The 15,965-nt window shown below is 59.2% G+C and carries 14 protein-coding genes; all 14 read right to left on the bottom strand.

Annotated features, from left to right (window positions below; translation table 11 throughout):
* Nucleotide 1 precedes the first annotated feature (1 nt).
* Nucleotides 2-2,209 carry an amylo-alpha-1,6-glucosidase gene (locus ACID345_RS16835; RefSeq protein WP_011524059.1) on the bottom strand — a complete coding sequence of 736 codons (2,208 nt, stop codon included), beginning with the start codon at nt 2,207-2,209 and terminating at the stop codon, nt 2-4.
* Nucleotides 2,206-3,300, bottom strand: a complete 1,095-nt coding sequence (locus tag ACID345_RS16840) for a glycosyltransferase family 4 protein (protein WP_011524060.1) — start codon at nt 3,298-3,300, stop codon at nt 2,206-2,208. Before ACID345_RS16840 ends, ACID345_RS16835 begins: the two co-directional genes overlap by 4 nt.
* A 111-nt stretch (nt 3,301-3,411) precedes the next feature.
* Entirely contained in the window at nt 3,412-4,536 is a 1,125-nt protein-coding gene (locus tag ACID345_RS16845; protein WP_011524061.1) for a CgeB family protein, read from the bottom strand.
* Between the two features lie 10 nt (nt 4,537-4,546).
* Nucleotides 4,547-5,647, bottom strand: a complete 1,101-nt coding sequence (locus tag ACID345_RS16850) for a CgeB family protein (RefSeq protein WP_011524062.1) — start codon at nt 5,645-5,647, stop codon at nt 4,547-4,549.
* The gene (locus tag ACID345_RS16855; protein ID WP_011524063.1) at nt 5,644-6,762 is read right to left on the bottom strand and encodes a CgeB family protein; all 1,119 of its coding nucleotides are present in this window, start codon (nt 6,760-6,762) and stop codon (nt 5,644-5,646) included. The genes ACID345_RS16850 and ACID345_RS16855 overlap by 4 nt, the downstream gene beginning before the upstream one ends.
* Nucleotides 6,759-7,868: a glycosyltransferase family 4 protein gene (locus tag ACID345_RS16860; protein WP_011524064.1), complete on the bottom strand. Its 1,110-nt coding sequence runs from the start codon at nt 7,866-7,868 to the stop codon at nt 6,759-6,761. The genes ACID345_RS16855 and ACID345_RS16860 overlap by 4 nt, the downstream gene beginning before the upstream one ends.
* 8 nt (nt 7,869-7,876) lie before the next feature.
* Nucleotides 7,877-8,995, bottom strand: a complete 1,119-nt coding sequence (locus ACID345_RS16865) for an NAD-dependent epimerase/dehydratase family protein (protein ID WP_011524065.1) — start codon at nt 8,993-8,995, stop codon at nt 7,877-7,879.
* A complete protein-coding gene (locus tag ACID345_RS16870; protein WP_011524066.1) occupies nt 8,992-9,915 on the bottom strand; it encodes a glycosyl hydrolase in 924 nt (307 codons plus the stop codon). The genes ACID345_RS16865 and ACID345_RS16870 overlap by 4 nt, the downstream gene beginning before the upstream one ends.
* A 45-nt stretch (nt 9,916-9,960) precedes the next feature.
* Nucleotides 9,961-10,740, bottom strand: a complete 780-nt coding sequence (locus tag ACID345_RS16875; RefSeq protein ID WP_148210145.1) for a TIGR04290 family methyltransferase — start codon at nt 10,738-10,740, stop codon at nt 9,961-9,963.
* Between the two features lie 222 nt (nt 10,741-10,962).
* The gene (locus ACID345_RS26670; protein ID WP_148210146.1) at nt 10,963-11,109 is read right to left on the bottom strand and encodes a lmo0937 family membrane protein; all 147 of its coding nucleotides are present in this window, start codon (nt 11,107-11,109) and stop codon (nt 10,963-10,965) included.
* Between the two features lie 88 nt (nt 11,110-11,197).
* Nucleotides 11,198-11,683 (bottom strand): hypothetical protein, encoded by a 486-nt coding sequence (locus tag ACID345_RS16880; RefSeq protein WP_011524068.1) that lies wholly within the window; start codon nt 11,681-11,683, stop codon nt 11,198-11,200.
* 69 nt (nt 11,684-11,752) lie between these two features.
* On the bottom strand, nt 11,753-13,156 hold the full coding sequence (locus tag ACID345_RS16885) for a sigma-54-dependent transcriptional regulator (protein WP_011524069.1): 1,404 nt from the start codon (nt 13,154-13,156) through the stop codon (nt 11,753-11,755).
* Nucleotides 13,157-13,248: 92 nt separating this feature from the next.
* A complete protein-coding gene (locus ACID345_RS16890) occupies nt 13,249-13,566 on the bottom strand; it encodes a hypothetical protein (RefSeq protein WP_041855809.1) in 318 nt (105 codons plus the stop codon).
* Nucleotides 13,567-13,846: 280 nt separating this feature from the next.
* Complete coding sequence (locus tag ACID345_RS16895; protein WP_187148841.1) at nt 13,847-15,871, bottom strand: VPS10 domain-containing protein; 2,025 nt, start codon at nt 15,869-15,871, stop codon at nt 13,847-13,849.
* Nucleotides 15,872-15,965: the final 94 nt, after the last annotated feature.

Genomic DNA, 15,965 nt, shown 5'->3' on the forward strand with positions numbered 1-15,965 from the left:
GCTAGCGTTTGAATGCCACGTTGACCAGTAGCTTGTCGCCTTCTACATCTACCACATTGCAGAAGGTCCGTGTGCCACCGCGCGTGAAATCGAGCCCGACGCGGCTGTTACCGATGCGGAGATTGCGAACGTGGAGGTGATCGAGCCAGTCCGGCAGTTCGGGATTGACGATGTTCAACTCTTTGCGTTGCGCGCTGGGGCGGATGCCGAGGACCGAGGTCAGGATGAGGAACATGGCGCCCGACGCCCAAGCCTGGGGCGAACAGGAGACCGGGTAGTGCACGGGCTCGTCGTTGATACGGCGCTGCACGCCGCAGAAGAGTTCGGGCAGACGGTAGTCGCGAAACTCAAGAGCCGCCTGATAGAGGCTAGTTAGGACCTGAAGCGCCGGCTCGCGATACTCATTGAGAGCCATGCCGTGGGCAATGAGCGAATTGTCGTGCGGCCAGACGGAGCCGCGATGGTAGCTCAGCGGGTTGAAGATCCGCTCCGACATTGCGAGCGTTCGCCAGCCCCAGCCGCTATACAGGTCGTCTTGCATGAAGCGCTGCGTGACCATGCGGGCGCGCTCTCGGCTGAGCATGCGTGTGAAGAGCAGGTGGCCGGGATTGGAAGAGATGACGCGTAGCGGCTTTTTCTCGGCGTCGAGGGCCATGGCGTAGAAGCCTTCGTCGGGCATCCAGAAAGCCTTGTCGAAGCGCTTGGCCAACTCGGTGGCTTCGCGGCGGAGGCGGTCAGCGGTACCGGTGTCGCCAAAGGTGCGCAGCAACGACGACATGCGGTACTTCGCTTCGTAGACGTAGCCCTGCACTTCGCAGAGCGCGATCGGCGTTTCGGCAACCTTGCCGTCGCGGTGCATGTTGGCGTCCCACGAATCTTTCCAGCCTTGGTTGATCAGACCTTTCGGCGAGCGGCGCTGGTATTCAACGAAGCCGTCACCATCGCGATCGCCATAGCGGTCGAGCCACTCCAGCGCGCGCATCGCTGCGGGTAGGAGATCGCGCACGAGTTGATCGTCGGCAGTCCAGTTGTAAGCCTCGCTGAGGAGAATGAGGAAGAGCGGAGTGGCGTCCACCGAGCCGTAGTAGGGGCCGAAGGGCATCTCGCCGCAGAGGGTCATCTCGCCTTCGCGGTATTCGTGCAGGATTTTGCCTGGCTCTTCGTCCTGCCATGCACTGTCGCGCGTGCCCTGGTAGCGGGCGAGAACACGAAGGGTATCTACCGCGAGTTGCGGATTGAGACAGAGAGATTGATAGGCGGCGATGATGGAATCGCGACCGAAAATCGTAGCGAACCACGGAATACCGGCAGCGATGATGTGTTCGTTGCCATTCGGTACCTGGAGAGCGTGGAAATCGCCGATGCCGGTGTTCAGGGCCGCGTCGAAGACTTCGTTGTTGGTCTTGAAATGCGTGCTGCGGCGTTCCCACTCGTTGAATGCGTGGCGACGCTGCTCTAGGGTGCGCTCCATATTGATAGCGGCGTTGCGCGAGGGAACGCGGTTGGAGGCTGGTGTAACACGGGCCTCGATCTGAATGCGCTTGAGCGGTTCAAGCTTCAAATGCCAGCGGCCGACGCGGGCCTCGATCTCGTCGGGCTTTGGACTCATTTCCACGAGCGTCTTGCGCATTACGCTGTCGCGGCCGCGGTAGTAGAAGCAGATGGAGGACTCGGTCAGGACCGGCTGGAAATGCTGGCCCTGAACAGCGCGCGCTACGCCGCGTACCTGAAAGACGTCCACAAAGTCGGCGTCGTAGAGCAGTTCGACTGTGAACTCCACCGGCGTTTGATTGAAGTTCTCAAACGTAAAGCAATCGAAGAAGACATCGGAACCGAGGACCTGTTCTCTGCGGATGTGGACGGTGTTTTCTGGCAAGTCGAAGGAATCACGCAGCGTGATGTTTCCGGTGGTGAGCTCGATTTGCGACGAGAACGTTCGTTCCGTGCTCGAGGAGAGCACGACGGCGCGATGGCCGTCGATACGGAACTCAAGGTGGGAGAGGAAGCGGGTGTCCTGGTGAAAGAAGCCGACGTCGGGCGCGCCGGCGGGAGCTATATCGCCGGCGACGATTGTAGACAGGAAGGTCTTCCCATCAATGAGGGTGAGGTTGTTGACCTTCCGCGGTTCGAGCGACTGGAAAGCGATCCTCGGCTCAAGGTGCGGCGAAGGTATCGGGACTAGCTCTTTCTCATCTATCAACAAGCTCATGCTGCGATAGTGTTCCCTCCTGACAATTGCGTCAACGGTTCAATGTCTTCGGCCTCGGGTGCGGCGAGGGCGCGCGACTCGACGACATCGCGGAACAACTCGGCGTAACGCGAAACCATTTTTTCCAGCGAGAACTCACGTTCTACGTATTCGCGAACGCGGGCGGGATCGAACTTATTGGCGTCTTTGGCGCGCGCAGCCATATCTTCCACGTCTTTGCAGATGAAGCCGCCGACGCCGTGCGAGACAACCTCTTCTACCGCACCGCCCGACAGCGCGAGTACGGGTGCTCCGCAAGCCATAGCTTCGATCATTACGAGGCCGAAAGGTTCATGCCACTGAATTGGGAAGAGCATGGCGATGGAGTTCTTGAGGAGCTCGTTCTTTGCCGGCAGGTCGGCCTCGCCGACGTATTCGATGAACTTGCCATCGACGTGCGGTTTGACCTGCGATTCCCAGTAGCCGCGGTAGCAGGGCTGGATTTCACCGGCGATCTTTAAGGGGATTCCGGCACGCTTCGCGACCTCGATTGCGAGGTGGGTGCCTTTCATGGGGGCGATTCGTCCGAGGAAGCTCAGGTGTTCGCGCCTGCCATCCTTCCAGGTGTAGAGATTGGTGTCGAGGCCATGGTGGATGGTGCGCATTCTCGCCATGGACTCGCGTTGACGCTGGAAGTCGCTGATGGTAACGAACTCAACCTCCGGATAGTAGGCGTAGAACTTGGCGAGATGTTCGTCGTGGACGTGGTGCATGGTGTAGACCATGGGCACGTCGACGAGGCGTGACATGGCGAGCGCGGGAGCACTGTTCACGTGAATGATGTCGCAGGCTTTGGAGGCATCACGAATCGCCCACGCGCTGTGGTTGATGTCCGTGAGATTGGCAAACACTTCGCCTTCGATAGGCCACTGCGATTTCGCGTAGAGCGATCGCACTTCCGTGTCAACGGTGGATTCCCCGTTGGCATACACCACTACATCGATCCCTTGCTTCTTGAGTCCCTCGGCTAACTGCGCAACGAAAAGTTCGGTGCCGCCATACTTGCGAGGAGGGACTGGTATGAAAGGCGGTGCGACTAAGGCAACTCGCATACGTCTCCTCTGCTTGCGGAAAGGAAATGATCAGGTCTTCTTGATTGGCCGCTTGCTGTTCTTTATTAAAAGATGCCTTACAACGGGCAGGTGTTGTGAAGCGGCTAGGGACTAAGGCGCTTTTGCGAGTGGCTCACATTCACTGGCTACCGCAGGCGAACGGTGCACGGCCAGGACCTTCATGATCTGGTCTTCGAACTGCTGTGCGCGGCGCTGACTGGTGTGCTCCGCGAGCACGCGTTCCTGGGCGGCCAAGCCAATCCTCTCGATCTCTTCCTCGCTAAGGTCGGTGATGAAGTGCAGCACATCGCGATGGTCCGCGGGGAGAAGGATTTCGCGCCCGGGAGTGAAGAAGGAATCGAGGCCAGGCCAGTTGTCGGAAATAATCGCGGCACCGCAGGCGGCGGCTTCGAAGAGGCGGACAGAGGGAGAGTAGCCCGCCTGCACCATGTCGCGACGGGTGACGTTGAGGGTGAAACGCGACGACGAATAGAAGCGTGCGTGCCAGCGCGGGTTGAGATGGAATATTCGCTTCACATTTGCCGGCCAGGTGATGGTCTTGGGGTACTGTGGGCCAGCGACGATGAACTTGCGTCGAAGCAGCATGGTTGCCGGTTTGCAGAGTAGCTCTTCGATCTTCGGCTGCCGGTCGGGCGCATACGTACCCATGTAGCTGAGATCGCACGCGAACCGCTGGTTGACGCCGAAGCGCCGGTATTCGTCGGGATCGAAGGAGCAGTAGAGCGGGTAAGCACGTTGTGCGCCGAAGCGGGATTCCAACTCACGCAGCATGGGGCCGCCGGTGAAGCTGAAGTAGATGTCGAACCCGGGAACCTGCGCTTTCTGCAGATAGTCAGTGGCGTCGCGCTCGCGGAGGGCTGCGACCGTGATCGGGGTGTCGATGTCGTAGTAGGTCTTGGCGCGGACGGGCGAGTCGAAGATCTCTTCGGCGGCGGCGATGCCATCGGGAAAGTACGAGCCCAGCATGGCGACATCCGCACTGCGCAACTCAGCGCGAACGGTTGGGAGAATGGCGTCCCAGTCTTCATACAGACGAACGGTGCAGAATTGCGGCTCGGGAAGATCGCGATTCGAGGCGTACCACTCTACGTTCTTCTCGAAGAAGACAATGCGATGCCCGCGTTCGCGCAAAGCCTGGCAGAGCGCGCGAAACGTGGTTGCGTGCCCGTTTCCCCAGGATGAAGTAATGGAGAGCCCGAAGATGACGATCTTCATAGGATTGCCTCTACACCGCTTGTCGGAGTTCGTGCCGTTCCCTCTGCGGAGCCGAACTTCTGAAAATCGACATCGCGAGTTCCGCACGCTGGGCGTATAGGTGGTCACGCAGGGCGTGGGTACGCATCGCTTGTCCAATCGCGCGGGCCTTCTTCGGTGGCGTCGTTCGGAGAAGGTGGACGATCTCGTCGGCGCTGGATGCGACCAGGATCTCGTTGCCTGGCTCGAAGAACGTTTCGATACCCTTCCAGTGATCGGTAATGAGACATGCGCCGGCGCCGGCTGCTTCGAATACACGCGTCGGAGGGGAGAACCCGACGTCAGCCATGGATTCGCGGTTGATGTTGAGGACCATGCGCGCGGAGCAATTCACGCGATTGTGGTCGCCAGTGCGGACGTGGCCGATCCAGCGGACGTTCGGCGGTAGCTCCTTGTTGCCCCAACCCTCTCCGCCCAGGATGAACTTGCATTCCGGCGCGAGTTCGGCGGTGCGCAGGAAGAACTGCTCGACACGCCGTTCGCGATCTGGCAACCGGTTGCCGACGAAAACAAGATCGCAAGCGAAATCTGAACTCGGGTCGGCCGGGTGGTGCGATTCGGGCTCGAGTGCGTTATAAACGGGGTGGCAATTCTTCGCACCGAGTTGGAGATATCGTTGAACGATAGGCGGGCCGCCACCGTAGGTGAAGACGAAATCGTACTCGGGAATGCAGGCGCGGAAGGGATTCAACGGCTCGGCTTCGACACTAGACAGCGTGGCCGGGGCGTCCACGTCCCAGAAGGCAACGCGGGTGCGTGGGGAGCGGCAGTCGAGGACGCGGCGCTCGAGCAGCGCATCTTCGGCGCCGATTCCACTGTGCTTGATGACCAGGTCGGAGTCGCTGGCGAGGCGCAGGAGCCAATCAATGTCGTCGGGCGTGCGGTAGACCAGAGATTTCGCATAGCTGTAGTCGCCCGGGTCGCGATTCTGCTGGCGTTTGTAGATGTCGGGCTCAGCAAAAATGATTTCGCAACCCAACGCCGCGAGGTTCTTGTAAATGCCGCGGTAGTAGGTCGCCGCACCGTTCCAGTACGACGAAACCAGGCTGGAGCCGAAGACGAAGATCTTCACCTTGTCATCTCCTCGCAAATTTCCTGTAGTTGTTGCGCGCGATGGGCGCAGGTGTGGCGGGCGCGCACGGTTTCCATACCGCTAGCGCTGAGTTGGGTGCGGGCAGCGTCGTCGCTCAACAAGTGAGCGAGTTCCGCGGTCATCGCTTCGCCGCTCTCCACCACGAGGTAGTCGTGTCCAGGACGGAAGAGATTTTCGGCGTCGCTCCATGGGGAACACACCAGAGGTACGCCGCAGGCGAGCGCTTCGAAGACGCGGATCGTCGGGATGCCGCTCAGTCCGTTGGCGTACTCGCGACGAGGGACGTGCAATGCGACGCAGCTCTGCGAAAATGCCGCCGGCACGGAGAGATTCGGCAGATAGCCCTGATAATCGATTCCGGCTGTCTCGAGGGTCTGGATCGCGATCTCCGGATAGCGAACGCCGTGGACCTTAAATTTTCTGTCAGGTAACTCGGTTGCGGGACGGACTAGGAACTCGAGAAGTTCCTTCGTGCGCTCTTCATCCCCCCAATTCCCGACCCACACTACGTCGGTGGATTTGTCGGACCTGATGGGATGGAAGTTGTCGATGTCGGCGGCTTCGTGGAAGGTCCAGACCTTTGGAATACCGAAGCCGTCGCGATAGATGCGGGTGATGGGCTCGCCGAATGCTAGAACGCCGTCGAACAGGTGGAGCGGAAAGCGAAGGATCTCTCCGGCACGAGAATAGGCGCGATGGTGAGTGTCGTGAAACAACGCGCGAAAACCGAATTTCTCCTTGCGCGACAGGATCGCACTCGCAATCGCCGGATCGTTCCATTCGTGGATGATGACGAAGTCGGCGTCGCTTAGATGCTCGTCGAGAAACTCATCGAACTTGTTGTTGCGATCGTAGAACCGCACGTCGAGCATGGGGAACTTGGCGCGGAACTGGTCAATGGATTCAATGGCGCGATCGCATTCGCTGTTCACAAGATTGGAGAGCGACCACGCCCCGAGTTCTTCAAAGCAGCGGACTTCGTGCCCTAGTTTGCCGAGTTCGCGGGCGAGACCGCGCAGGAAATGCGCGTTGCCGTGGTTCCAGTCCGAGACCCAGGAGTGTGCGAAGAAGCGGATTTTGAAACGATCGCTCATGCTGCTTGCGTGCGCGCTCCCAGTTTTCGATAGAGCGCCAAATATTCGTCCACCATGCGGTCCGCATTGAAGTACTGGCGCGCGCGGTTATAGGCGAGATTGGCGAAGGTGAGACGCAGATCGCGATTGCCCGCCATTCGATTGAGAGCATCGAACAACGACGCGGCATCGTTCGAATCGAAATAGCACGCCGACTCGCCCCATATCTCGCGAAAGCTGGGGATATCGTTGGCGACGAGGGCACAACGCGACAATGCGGCTTCCAGCGGCGCAAGGCCGAAAGGTTCGTAGCGCGAGGTTGCGGCGTAGATCGAGGCCCGACTGTAAATGTGGCGCAGTTGACCTTCGGATTGATGGCCTATGACGCGCACACGAGTGCGATCGATGAACGCGAAGGGCGAGCCTTCGCGAAATACTTCGTCGGGATGCTGTTCGGTGCCGGCAATAGTGATGGGCATGCGAGCTACGCCATGAAGCAGGAGCGAAACCTGCTTGCCGGAGTCCCAGAGGCGTCCGACAGAAACAATCCCGGCTTCCTTGCTGACGTGAGGGTTAAACAATAAGGGTGAACGTCCGTTGTAGATAACGCTCGAGGCACGAGGTTCGCAGTAATAGCGCTCGACGTTGTCGAGCATCCAGCGCGATGGCGCGACGACGGTGGTCGCCTGCTCGAGGCCAGACTGAACCACATCGCGGTACCAGGCCATCCACGGGATCTCGTTCGGTACCTCGCCCTTCACCGATGCCCACCAGCTGACGACATCGCTGTGGGCGACGACGATCTTCGGAATGTCTACTTTGAGGGCGCCGTAGGCGAACTGATTCAGGTGCAGAACGTCAGGACGGACTTCATCAATGATCGCGTGCAGGTATTCAGAGGAAGCGTCGATATCGTCGCGCGCTTCCTGCATCCATTCCAGGCGGAAGGCGGTGGCACGGAAATCAACGGAGCGGACGGTATCGAGCCACTCGGTCTGTGCGGGCGACGGGATCTCGCCGAAGCTGACCAGCGTTACGCGCACCCCACGACGCACCAGGCCCGTCACCAGTTCCCTGGCGTAGGTCCAAACGCCGCCAATCGTGTCTGCCGTGACGAGTACGTGCATGCTTGCTCCTAAGCCGTCAATCCGTAAGCCGTGAGCTGCTGCGTGGCATCCGAGACCTTGTCGGTAGCGGACTGATTGCGCAGCCAGGCAACGAGCTCACCGATGCCATCCGCGAAGCGATGCTTGGGCCGGTAGCCGAGGACCTTCTGCGCCAGACCGATGTCAGCGAAACAGTGGCGAATGTCTCCGGCGCGATACTTGCCGGTGATTTCAGGCTCGACGTGAAGGCCGAGGGCGGCGCCGAGAATGTCAGCTACTTGAGAAATCGAGATTGGCGCGCCTGAGCCGATGTTGATGGCCAGGCCGTTCGCCTCTTCGCGGTCCATAGCCAGCAAATTCGCCTGCACGATGTCGTGCACACTGACGAAATCCCGCTGCTGCTCGCCATCTTCGAAAATCATGGGAGAGCGGTGATTCAGCAAGCGCGAGGCAAAGATCGCTGCCACACCGGTGTAAGGGTTCGAAAGCGCCTGCCGCGTGCCGTAGATGTTGAAGTATCGCAATGCGACCACCGGCGCTCCATAGGTGCGGCCATAGAGAAGACACATCTCTTCCTGGTCTTTTTTCGAGAGGGCGTAGATGGAAGTGCACTGCAACCGCTTGGATTCGTCGGTGGGAATAGGCGCGAGCTTCGCGTTACAGACGGGGCAAAGCGCTTCCCACTCCTTCTTCCGCAATTGATCGATCGGCCGAGGCTCGGGAGCAATGTCGCCGTGCTCGGCGCACCGGTACTTCCCTTCGCCGTAGATGGACATTGAGGAGGCGACAACCAGCTTCTCGAAATCGCGGCGGCTGTCGAGCATCGCTTGCAGCAAGTTGGCGGTGCCCTGCGTGTTAGCGCTCATGTAATGGGAAATCTCATACATGGACTGTCCAACGCCGACAGCAGCGGCTTTGTGAAAGATGACGTCGATGTTTTCGAGCGAGCGGCGAACGGCGTCAAGGTCGCGCATGTCGCCTTGAATGAACTCGATGTCGGTGGCGAGATAGCTTGGCAAGCCGTGTGGATGCACCTGGGGCGAGAGGTTGTCAAAGACGCGAACGCTGTGGCCTGCACGGAGCAAGGCGTCGACCAAGTGCGATCCCACAAACCCCGCGCCGCCCGTGACCAGGATTCGTTTTCTCATTTGCGCCCGACCTTCAGTTCGAGATCTTGATCGACCACGGCTTTCGGGGCATAACGCGTGACGGCCCAACGCGCGAAATCCGCGAAGTCAGCGGGATTGCTGGGAGGACTGGTGTAATGCGGCTGAACCCCGAGATGTTCCGGCGTGAAACAAAGCGTCATCGTGGTTGCAAACTGCTGCAGCGCACTCATCTGGACGTCGAACCACGCTTCTGCATTGGGGCGATACCAGTCTGCCCAGCTCACCCCGGTGCGCAGGTACTTGACGCCGAGCTTTCTCAGCCAATCCACACCGAGTTCCAGGCGATGGTCTTCGAAGTGGAACCACTGGCAGATGCCGAGGCCCTTGGGAAACGTCAGTGCGGCGGGCTTGACCGAACCGTCTTCGCGCAGAAGGCCCATGTAGTAGTGCCGGTAATACGAACTGCCTTCGGCTTCCTTGTGGCGCGTGGTGGCCGACCACGAGGCCGGCAGGTCAAACAGGCTGTACCAGTACACGCGCTCGACTATGGGCAGGAGCAATTCCGCCGTCTTGCGGACGCCCCACTCCTGCACTTCTTCGGCACCGAAGGAAGAAGCGCCGACTTCCGTTACCCAGACCGGTTTGCTGGTGACGGCGCGGATTTCGTCCACCTTCTTTGGCCACTCATGGATGTTCCAGTGGTTCCAGTCGAGCGGGAAGCCGTGAATGGCGACGACATCCACGGCGTCAATGACGCCATGGCCAGTGAGCAACTCGATAAAGTGCGGATCAATCGGCGAGATTCCGCCCAGCACGATCTTGAGGTCTGGATTGACCTCGCGGATCGCGCGGGCTGCCGCGATCGTCATCTCTGCAAATGCCTTCCACTCCGGATCGATCTTGAAGTCCCAATGCGACAGGTTGTTGGGCTCATTCCAGAGCATGACTGCTTCAACCATGAATTCTCCCGTGACGCGATATGAAGGGGCCGAATACTGCGATCGTTACAGCGTGCCCGCGAGTTCGTGATCGAGAATGTACTTGCCGTCGGCGCGGAGCGATGACCGCGGCTCGCAGATCCAGGTCTCGGACTCGGGATGGTCAACAATTTCGAGGCCTGAGCTTCGAAGCATGCCTTCCGCGGCGGCGCCGTTGGGGATCCACCAGTTCGTTGGATCGTTGGCGTAGCTGTTCTCGATGAAATACATCTGCGGAAAATCGGGATCTTTGAAAATCTCTTTGTTCCAGAAGTGGTAATCGTTTTCGACGGCTTTGGTTTGCTCCGAGCCGCGAAGCATGGTCTGAAAGACGAGCTTCTTGCGAACTTTTTTGATCACCGTGTCGAGCGCAAAGAGCGGATACCGCAGGTGATAAAAGACGCCCATGAAGAAGACGTAATCGAACTGCCCCTCGATCTTCTCCACGTCGTATACCGAGCGCTTTTCAAACTCGATATCGAGGTTGAGGGTTTCCGCGGCAAAGCGTGCCTGGTTGAGATAGCGGTCGTCTACGTCAATTCCGAGAACACGCCCGGCGCCGCGCTGCTTCATCTGGATGGAATAGAAGCCGCCGTTGCAGCCGATGTCGAGCACGCTCGCGCCTTCGAGGTCGCGAGGAATCGCACGCTCAATGTGTTTCCACTTCACGCGCGGGAAATCGCCGAGGAAGTGGTTGGGCGCGGTGGCTATGCCGTGGAGATCGAGATTGTGGAACCAATCGCCGAGCTCTTCGATCCGGCGTGACAGCAGGTCGCGGTCAACGTCAACACGATGAATTGTCGCCATGAGTCCGTAAAGGAAGACCAGCTTCCCTCGGGGGTTAGAGGCAGGAGGAGGCATACACGTTGCCCGAGCTGCTCTGGACGGCAAGGATGGTGGGTGACGCAACTTGGCAGCCCGTGGATGCGATGAAGAGAACTGCATGGCACGCCGCTCGCAAATTTGTGAGCGAAACGTGCCGCGTTCTACTCCCTGCCCTTCGTCTGGTAGCCAGCCGCGTGCGGCTGACTAAACTGTGCGCCGGCCGGTGATCAGGTTGATCACCGCGACCACGACAGCAATTACGAGCAGCAAATGGATCAAGCTGCCTGCCACGTGGAAGCTCCAGCCCAGCAGCCAGAGGATAAGCAGAATCGCAAAGATAGTCCAAAGCATATTGGTCACCTGGGCCAGAGGGGAGCTGGCCTGTTCATGGGAAGCAACATGCCCGCCGAGAGTTGTATCGCGGCGAAAGGACCCTCTGCTATTGGAACTCGAAGCGGCTCCGCATGCGGCCGGCCAACTGCTCGATGTCCTTAAGCTTCTCTTCCACAAACATGGGTGCAGCCTGAGACTGCAGTGCGAGACCGGCGGCGACGCTGATGCCGGTGATCTCGCCTTTCAGTTCGTTATAAAGGGCCCGCCCAGCCTGGCGCGCAGCAACCTGTTTCTCGCGTTCGACGCGGGAGATGGCGGCAGTGACTTCCGCGATCACGCGATCTGAGTTCATGATCGCAGTGTTGATGAGGACCGGCACGGCGAGCGGCGCGTTGCGGAAAACCTCGTCAATGAAGCTGGGATCGTCGTACATGGCGGCTCGGTCCACGATGGCTACCGTGTACTCGCCGTTGCGCGCAATATTGGCGGCCTTGCGAATGTCGGAACAGAGGACGGTGCGGACCTGCGTGAGTTCTTCGATCGCCTTCGCGCATTCCAGGTTTCCGGGAGATGAGCTGATCAGTAGATTCATGGTCTTCTGCCTTGGGCGCGGGCAGGCACACGTATCCTGTCGCACCGATGAGATCGATTGCAGCGGCGTCTAGATTGCGGCGCCGTATTCCTTCAGTTTTCGATACAACGTGGTTTTGCCGATGCCGAGCAGACGGGCGGCTTCGAGCTTGTCGCCGTGCAGCCGTTCGATGGCCTCGAGTATGGCTTGCTTCTCCATCTCCGCAATAGGCACGATGCCATTGGTTGGCGCTGCCGGCGCTTGCGGCGCCAGGACCGTTTGCGTCTGGACATGCCAGTTCTGGATCGTTGTCGGAAGATCGAGAGTGTTGATGGTCGGCCCGCTGGTGAGCGCGCACGCACGATCGAGACAATGCTCGAGCTCGCGCACGTTTCCGGGCCAGTCGTAGGTGAGCATGAGTTTGAGGGCTTCGTCGCTGATGTTGCGCTGGAAGCCGGTGGCGCGTTCCGTCCGCTCCAGGAAATGCCCGACAAGAAGCGGGATGTCCTGTTTGCGGTCACGGAGTGGAGGAATGCGAAGCGTGAGCACGTTAAGACGGAAGTAGAGGTCGCGGCGGAAGGTGCCTTGCTGGACGGCCTGTTCGAGATCGCGGTTGGTAGCGGCGAGGATACGGACGTTGATCGGCACGGCGCGAGTTCCACCCACCGGACGAATCTCTTTTTCCTGGAGCGCGCGAAGCAGCTTCGATTGCAGGTCGATGGGCAGTTCGCCGATTTCGTCGAGGAAGACCGTACCGCCGTCTGCCATCGCAAGCAGCCCTTGCTTGGAATGCTGCGCCCCGGTGAAGGCACCTTTGACGTAACCGAAGAGTTCGCTCTCGATCAGCGTCGGCACCAGCGAGCCGCAATCCACGGGGATGAACGGTTTGTCTTTGTAGCAACCGGTGTAGTGCACGGCGCGCGCTACCACTTCCTTGCCGGTACCGCTCTCGCCCATGATCAAGACGGGATGGGTGCTGTTCGCGGCTTTGGTGATGATGCGATAAAGGCGTTCCATTTCGGGCGCACGGCCAACCATGCCGCCGAATCCGTGTCGTGCCTTTACCTGCTCGCGCAGCATGCGGTTCTCGGTGGTCAATTTCAGGTGACCGGTGACGCGGTCGAGAAGGATGCGCAATTCGTCCATGTTGAACGGCTTGGTCACGTAGTCGAATGCGCCGTGTTTCATCGCCTGCACCGCGGACTGCACGGTGGCATATCCAGTCACCACGATGACAATGGTTTCAGGACGGCGCTGCTTGATCTGGCGCAAGGCTTCGAGCCCGCCAATGCCGGGCAGGCGCAGATCGAGCAGGATGACATCGACACTGGTGCTGTCGAGGATCTTGTAGGCCTGTTCCGCATTCTCCGCGGTGAAAGTTGAGAAGCCGAGAGTTTGTGCCACATCGCGGCAGCCCTCCCGCACCACTCGTTCGTCGTCCACGATCAGCAAATTCAGGAGGTTCGCCTCAGTGCTCGCTTGTTGTACCGTCATTTTCGTCGTCCAACCGAACCGGGGGCCAGCATCCCCAATCGGGAAAACTGGCGTCTCTCCGGGGTCTCTTGGGACCCGATGTTCTTCTAGCATCAGTTTTCTCCACTCTCCTGTCCCAAACTAGGACGGACATCACACACGATTGTGCTTTCGCTACGTTCCTGCAGCAGCGCCTGCAGGCGATGGACATCCTCACGCACCTCGTTTACCAGCACCGCCGCGCGCTCCGCACTCGCCTCCAGGTCGTCCGCGTACCGCCCACCGTTGCCGGTGAGCGGTACGAAGTTTTTCAGGAGGCCGGCCGTTATGAGGAGTCCCGTCAATACGTTGCTGAGGTCATGAAGTCGGCGGCGGATTCCCATAATCGCCGTTCCATCTTCACCAGTTATCAGCTCGTTGCTCATCATCATCGGCACACCCTCTCTAAAGCAGTCTCGATGCCAACTGAGAAGGACGGAGTTAACTTGTGCAATTTCAGCAGCTTACGAGGACGAAATGGGGCTTCTGGAATAGGCGGGGTTCTGTTGTACCGCGCCCGCAATGGGTCGGTAGGTTGCGCGCAGCTCCTAACTGCCCAAGAACACTTGGGTTAGGCGGTTCCTGCGAAGGAACACGCAGTCTCACTTCGGGAAAGAATCCAGGCCATGAAAAAGCCGCTCCGAAGAGCGGCTTGATAGAGTCCAAATTTAATTAATTCGAGTTACCGGAACCGCTCGCTGAAGGCGCCGTCGCACTGTGGCCCGGTGCCGAGGAAATCGCCACGCCGTTGTACGCCGTCGCTGCCAGGTAGCCGCCACGATAACCGACGGCGCTACGAACCAGCAGACCAGCGTCATCTGAATACTTCCAAGTCTGTCCGTTGTCGGAGCTGGAGTAAACGCCGCGACCATCGCGAGAGGTGGCGAGCATCCGGTTATTTGCGGTATCGAGGCTGACGGTGAGGACGTGCTTCCACGGGAGTCCCGCCGTAACGTGCTCCCATGTCTTTCCGTCGTCACCGCTACGCAATGCACCCTGCTGCGTCGCCAGCCAAAGCGACTGATCGAACCCAACCGCAGCATCGTAGATACCGGTGATGAACTTCGGCACGCTCACTTGCGTCCAGTGTCCGCCGTGATCGGTTGTGACGTAGCCGTCAAGTGCGGATGCTGCGAAGGCCTTGTCGCCGAACGCGCCGATCGCAAGGAAACGTACGTCACCTTCGATATCGGCGTGTTGCCAGGTTTTGCCATCATCCTTGCTGCTGTAAACGCCACTGCTTGCGGCGGCGTACCAGAGCGCCGGAGTGAACACGAGTTGCGACACCTGCGAGGTCAGTTCCGATTTCTCGATGGTGACCTTCGGCGTGCCTTCGTGTGCCGGAATCTTTTTGCCTTTAACGACCTTCGCGGGAATCTTAGGACCAGGCGTGGTCTTTTCCTTCACCACGACACTGGCAGGCTCCCACAACAGCGTCTTGCTCGAGAATTTCATGACGCCGTGATTGGTGCCGGCGAAGATGTCGCCATCACCTGCCTGGCGAAGAGTGAAGACATCGCGGTCTTTCAGGCCCTTGCTCGCCTGTGACCAGGTAGATCCGGCGTCGCGCGAGACATACATGCCACCGAAGTCGCGATCGTTCAGCAGTCCGACATAGATCGTGTTGGGATCTTTCGAATCCACCAGCAGCGATGAGACCTGGCGATGCGAGTAGCCGCGGTTTGACTGCGTGAACGTGGCGCCGCCGTTTTCGCTGGCGAGAACACCGCTGCGATCGGTTGCCAGCAGCACGCGGCTGGTGTCGCGCGGATCGACGGAGACATCGTTAACGATGACTTCCGGGCCGGTCATGCGCTTGAACGTCTTACCGCCATCGAGGGTCTTGTAAAGCCCTTCCGTGGTGCCGGCGTAAACAATCTGCGGGTTCTTCGGGTCCTGCATCAGCACGCGCGTACGGCGCGCCGTGGCAGGAATGCCAGTAACTTTATGGAAGAGATTGCCTGCGCTTTCGCTCTTGTAGATACCGGAGCACGCGCTGGCGAATACCGTAGAAGGGTTCGAGAAGTCGACGATGATGGAGAAGACGTCGGAGTCGTCAATGACGCCCTCTTTGATGTGGTGCCATGACTTGCCTCCGTCATCGGTCTTCCACGGCAGGTGCCAGGTGCCAGCGTAAACGACGTCGGGATTTTTGGGATCGATGGCGATGGATTCAATGTTCTTGATCTCCGCGTGATTTTCCGGGGAGATACGCCGCCAGGTTTCACCACTGTCGTCGCTGCGATAGACGCCATCGAGTGCGCCGATGACCAGAGTCTTCGAATTGCTCGGCGCGATGGAAAGAGCGCGAATCGATTTACCGCGCATGCCCTCGATGGTCTTCCATGACTTGCCACCGTCGCGAGTGACATAGAGATCGCCGGCGTCACGCTGGTGCTCCACACTCCACACACCGATGTAAATCGTGTTCGGATCGCTGGGATCGAACGCGGTGTTGTCGAGGACATAGTCGTCGCCGAGGCCGATCTGCGCGAAGCGATTCCAGGAGTGTCCGCGATCATTGGACATGTAGAGCTGGCCGGAACTTGTACCCAGCAGAATGCGGTCGGGATTGTGAGGGTCGAACGCGAGACTGCGGGCGTCGCCGCCATCTGGACCAAGTTCTTTCCACGATGAAGCCGATGCGAGGGTCACAGCCAACAACAGGACAAACAGCAGCGAAAACAGCTTGCGCATGAACATTTGGGTTAATGATACCGCCCTTCCCCTTGGAATGGACGCGGTGGCTAACCTCATAGTTTTACAAATTAGATACTAGGACAAGGTTACG

The sequence above is a fragment of the Candidatus Koribacter versatilis Ellin345 genome, from assembly GCF_000014005.1.
In the GTDB taxonomy this organism is placed as follows: Bacteria; Acidobacteriota; Terriglobia; order Terriglobales; family Acidobacteriaceae; genus Korobacter; species Korobacter versatilis_A.

What these genes read in the sequence shown, in the direction of transcription:
- ACID345_RS16880 (WP_011524068.1), bottom strand. Translation starts at nt 11,683, where the DNA reads ATGAATCTACTGATCAGCTCATCTCCCGGAAACCTGGAATGCGCGAAG.
- ACID345_RS16845 (WP_011524061.1), bottom strand. Translation starts at nt 4,536, where the DNA reads ATGAAGATCGTCATCTTCGGGCTCTCCATTACTTCATCCTGGGGAAAC.
- ACID345_RS16860 (WP_011524064.1), bottom strand. Translation starts at nt 7,868, where the DNA reads ATGCACGTACTCGTCACGGCAGACACGATTGGCGGCGTTTGGACCTAC.
- ACID345_RS16855 (WP_011524063.1), bottom strand. Translation starts at nt 6,762, where the DNA reads ATGAGCGATCGTTTCAAAATCCGCTTCTTCGCACACTCCTGGGTCTCG.
- ACID345_RS16840 (WP_011524060.1), bottom strand. Translation starts at nt 3,300, where the DNA reads ATGCGAGTTGCCTTAGTCGCACCGCCTTTCATACCAGTCCCTCCTCGC.
- ACID345_RS16890 (WP_041855809.1), bottom strand. Translation starts at nt 13,566, where the DNA reads ATGATGATGAGCAACGAGCTGATAACTGGTGAAGATGGAACGGCGATT.
- ACID345_RS26670 (WP_148210146.1), bottom strand. Translation starts at nt 11,109, where the DNA reads ATGCTTTGGACTATCTTTGCGATTCTGCTTATCCTCTGGCTGCTGGGC.
- ACID345_RS16895 (WP_187148841.1), bottom strand. Translation starts at nt 15,871, where the DNA reads ATGCGCAAGCTGTTTTCGCTGCTGTTTGTCCTGTTGTTGGCTGTGACC.
- ACID345_RS16870 (WP_011524066.1), bottom strand. Translation starts at nt 9,915, where the DNA reads ATGGTTGAAGCAGTCATGCTCTGGAATGAGCCCAACAACCTGTCGCAT.
- ACID345_RS16885 (WP_011524069.1), bottom strand. Translation starts at nt 13,156, where the DNA reads ATGACGGTACAACAAGCGAGCACTGAGGCGAACCTCCTGAATTTGCTG.
- ACID345_RS16865 (WP_011524065.1), bottom strand. Translation starts at nt 8,995, where the DNA reads ATGAGAAAACGAATCCTGGTCACGGGCGGCGCGGGGTTTGTGGGATCG.
- ACID345_RS16835 (WP_011524059.1), bottom strand. Translation starts at nt 2,209, where the DNA reads ATGAGCTTGTTGATAGATGAGAAAGAGCTAGTCCCGATACCTTCGCCG.
- ACID345_RS16875 (WP_148210145.1), bottom strand. Translation starts at nt 10,740, where the DNA reads ATGGCGACAATTCATCGTGTTGACGTTGACCGCGACCTGCTGTCACGC.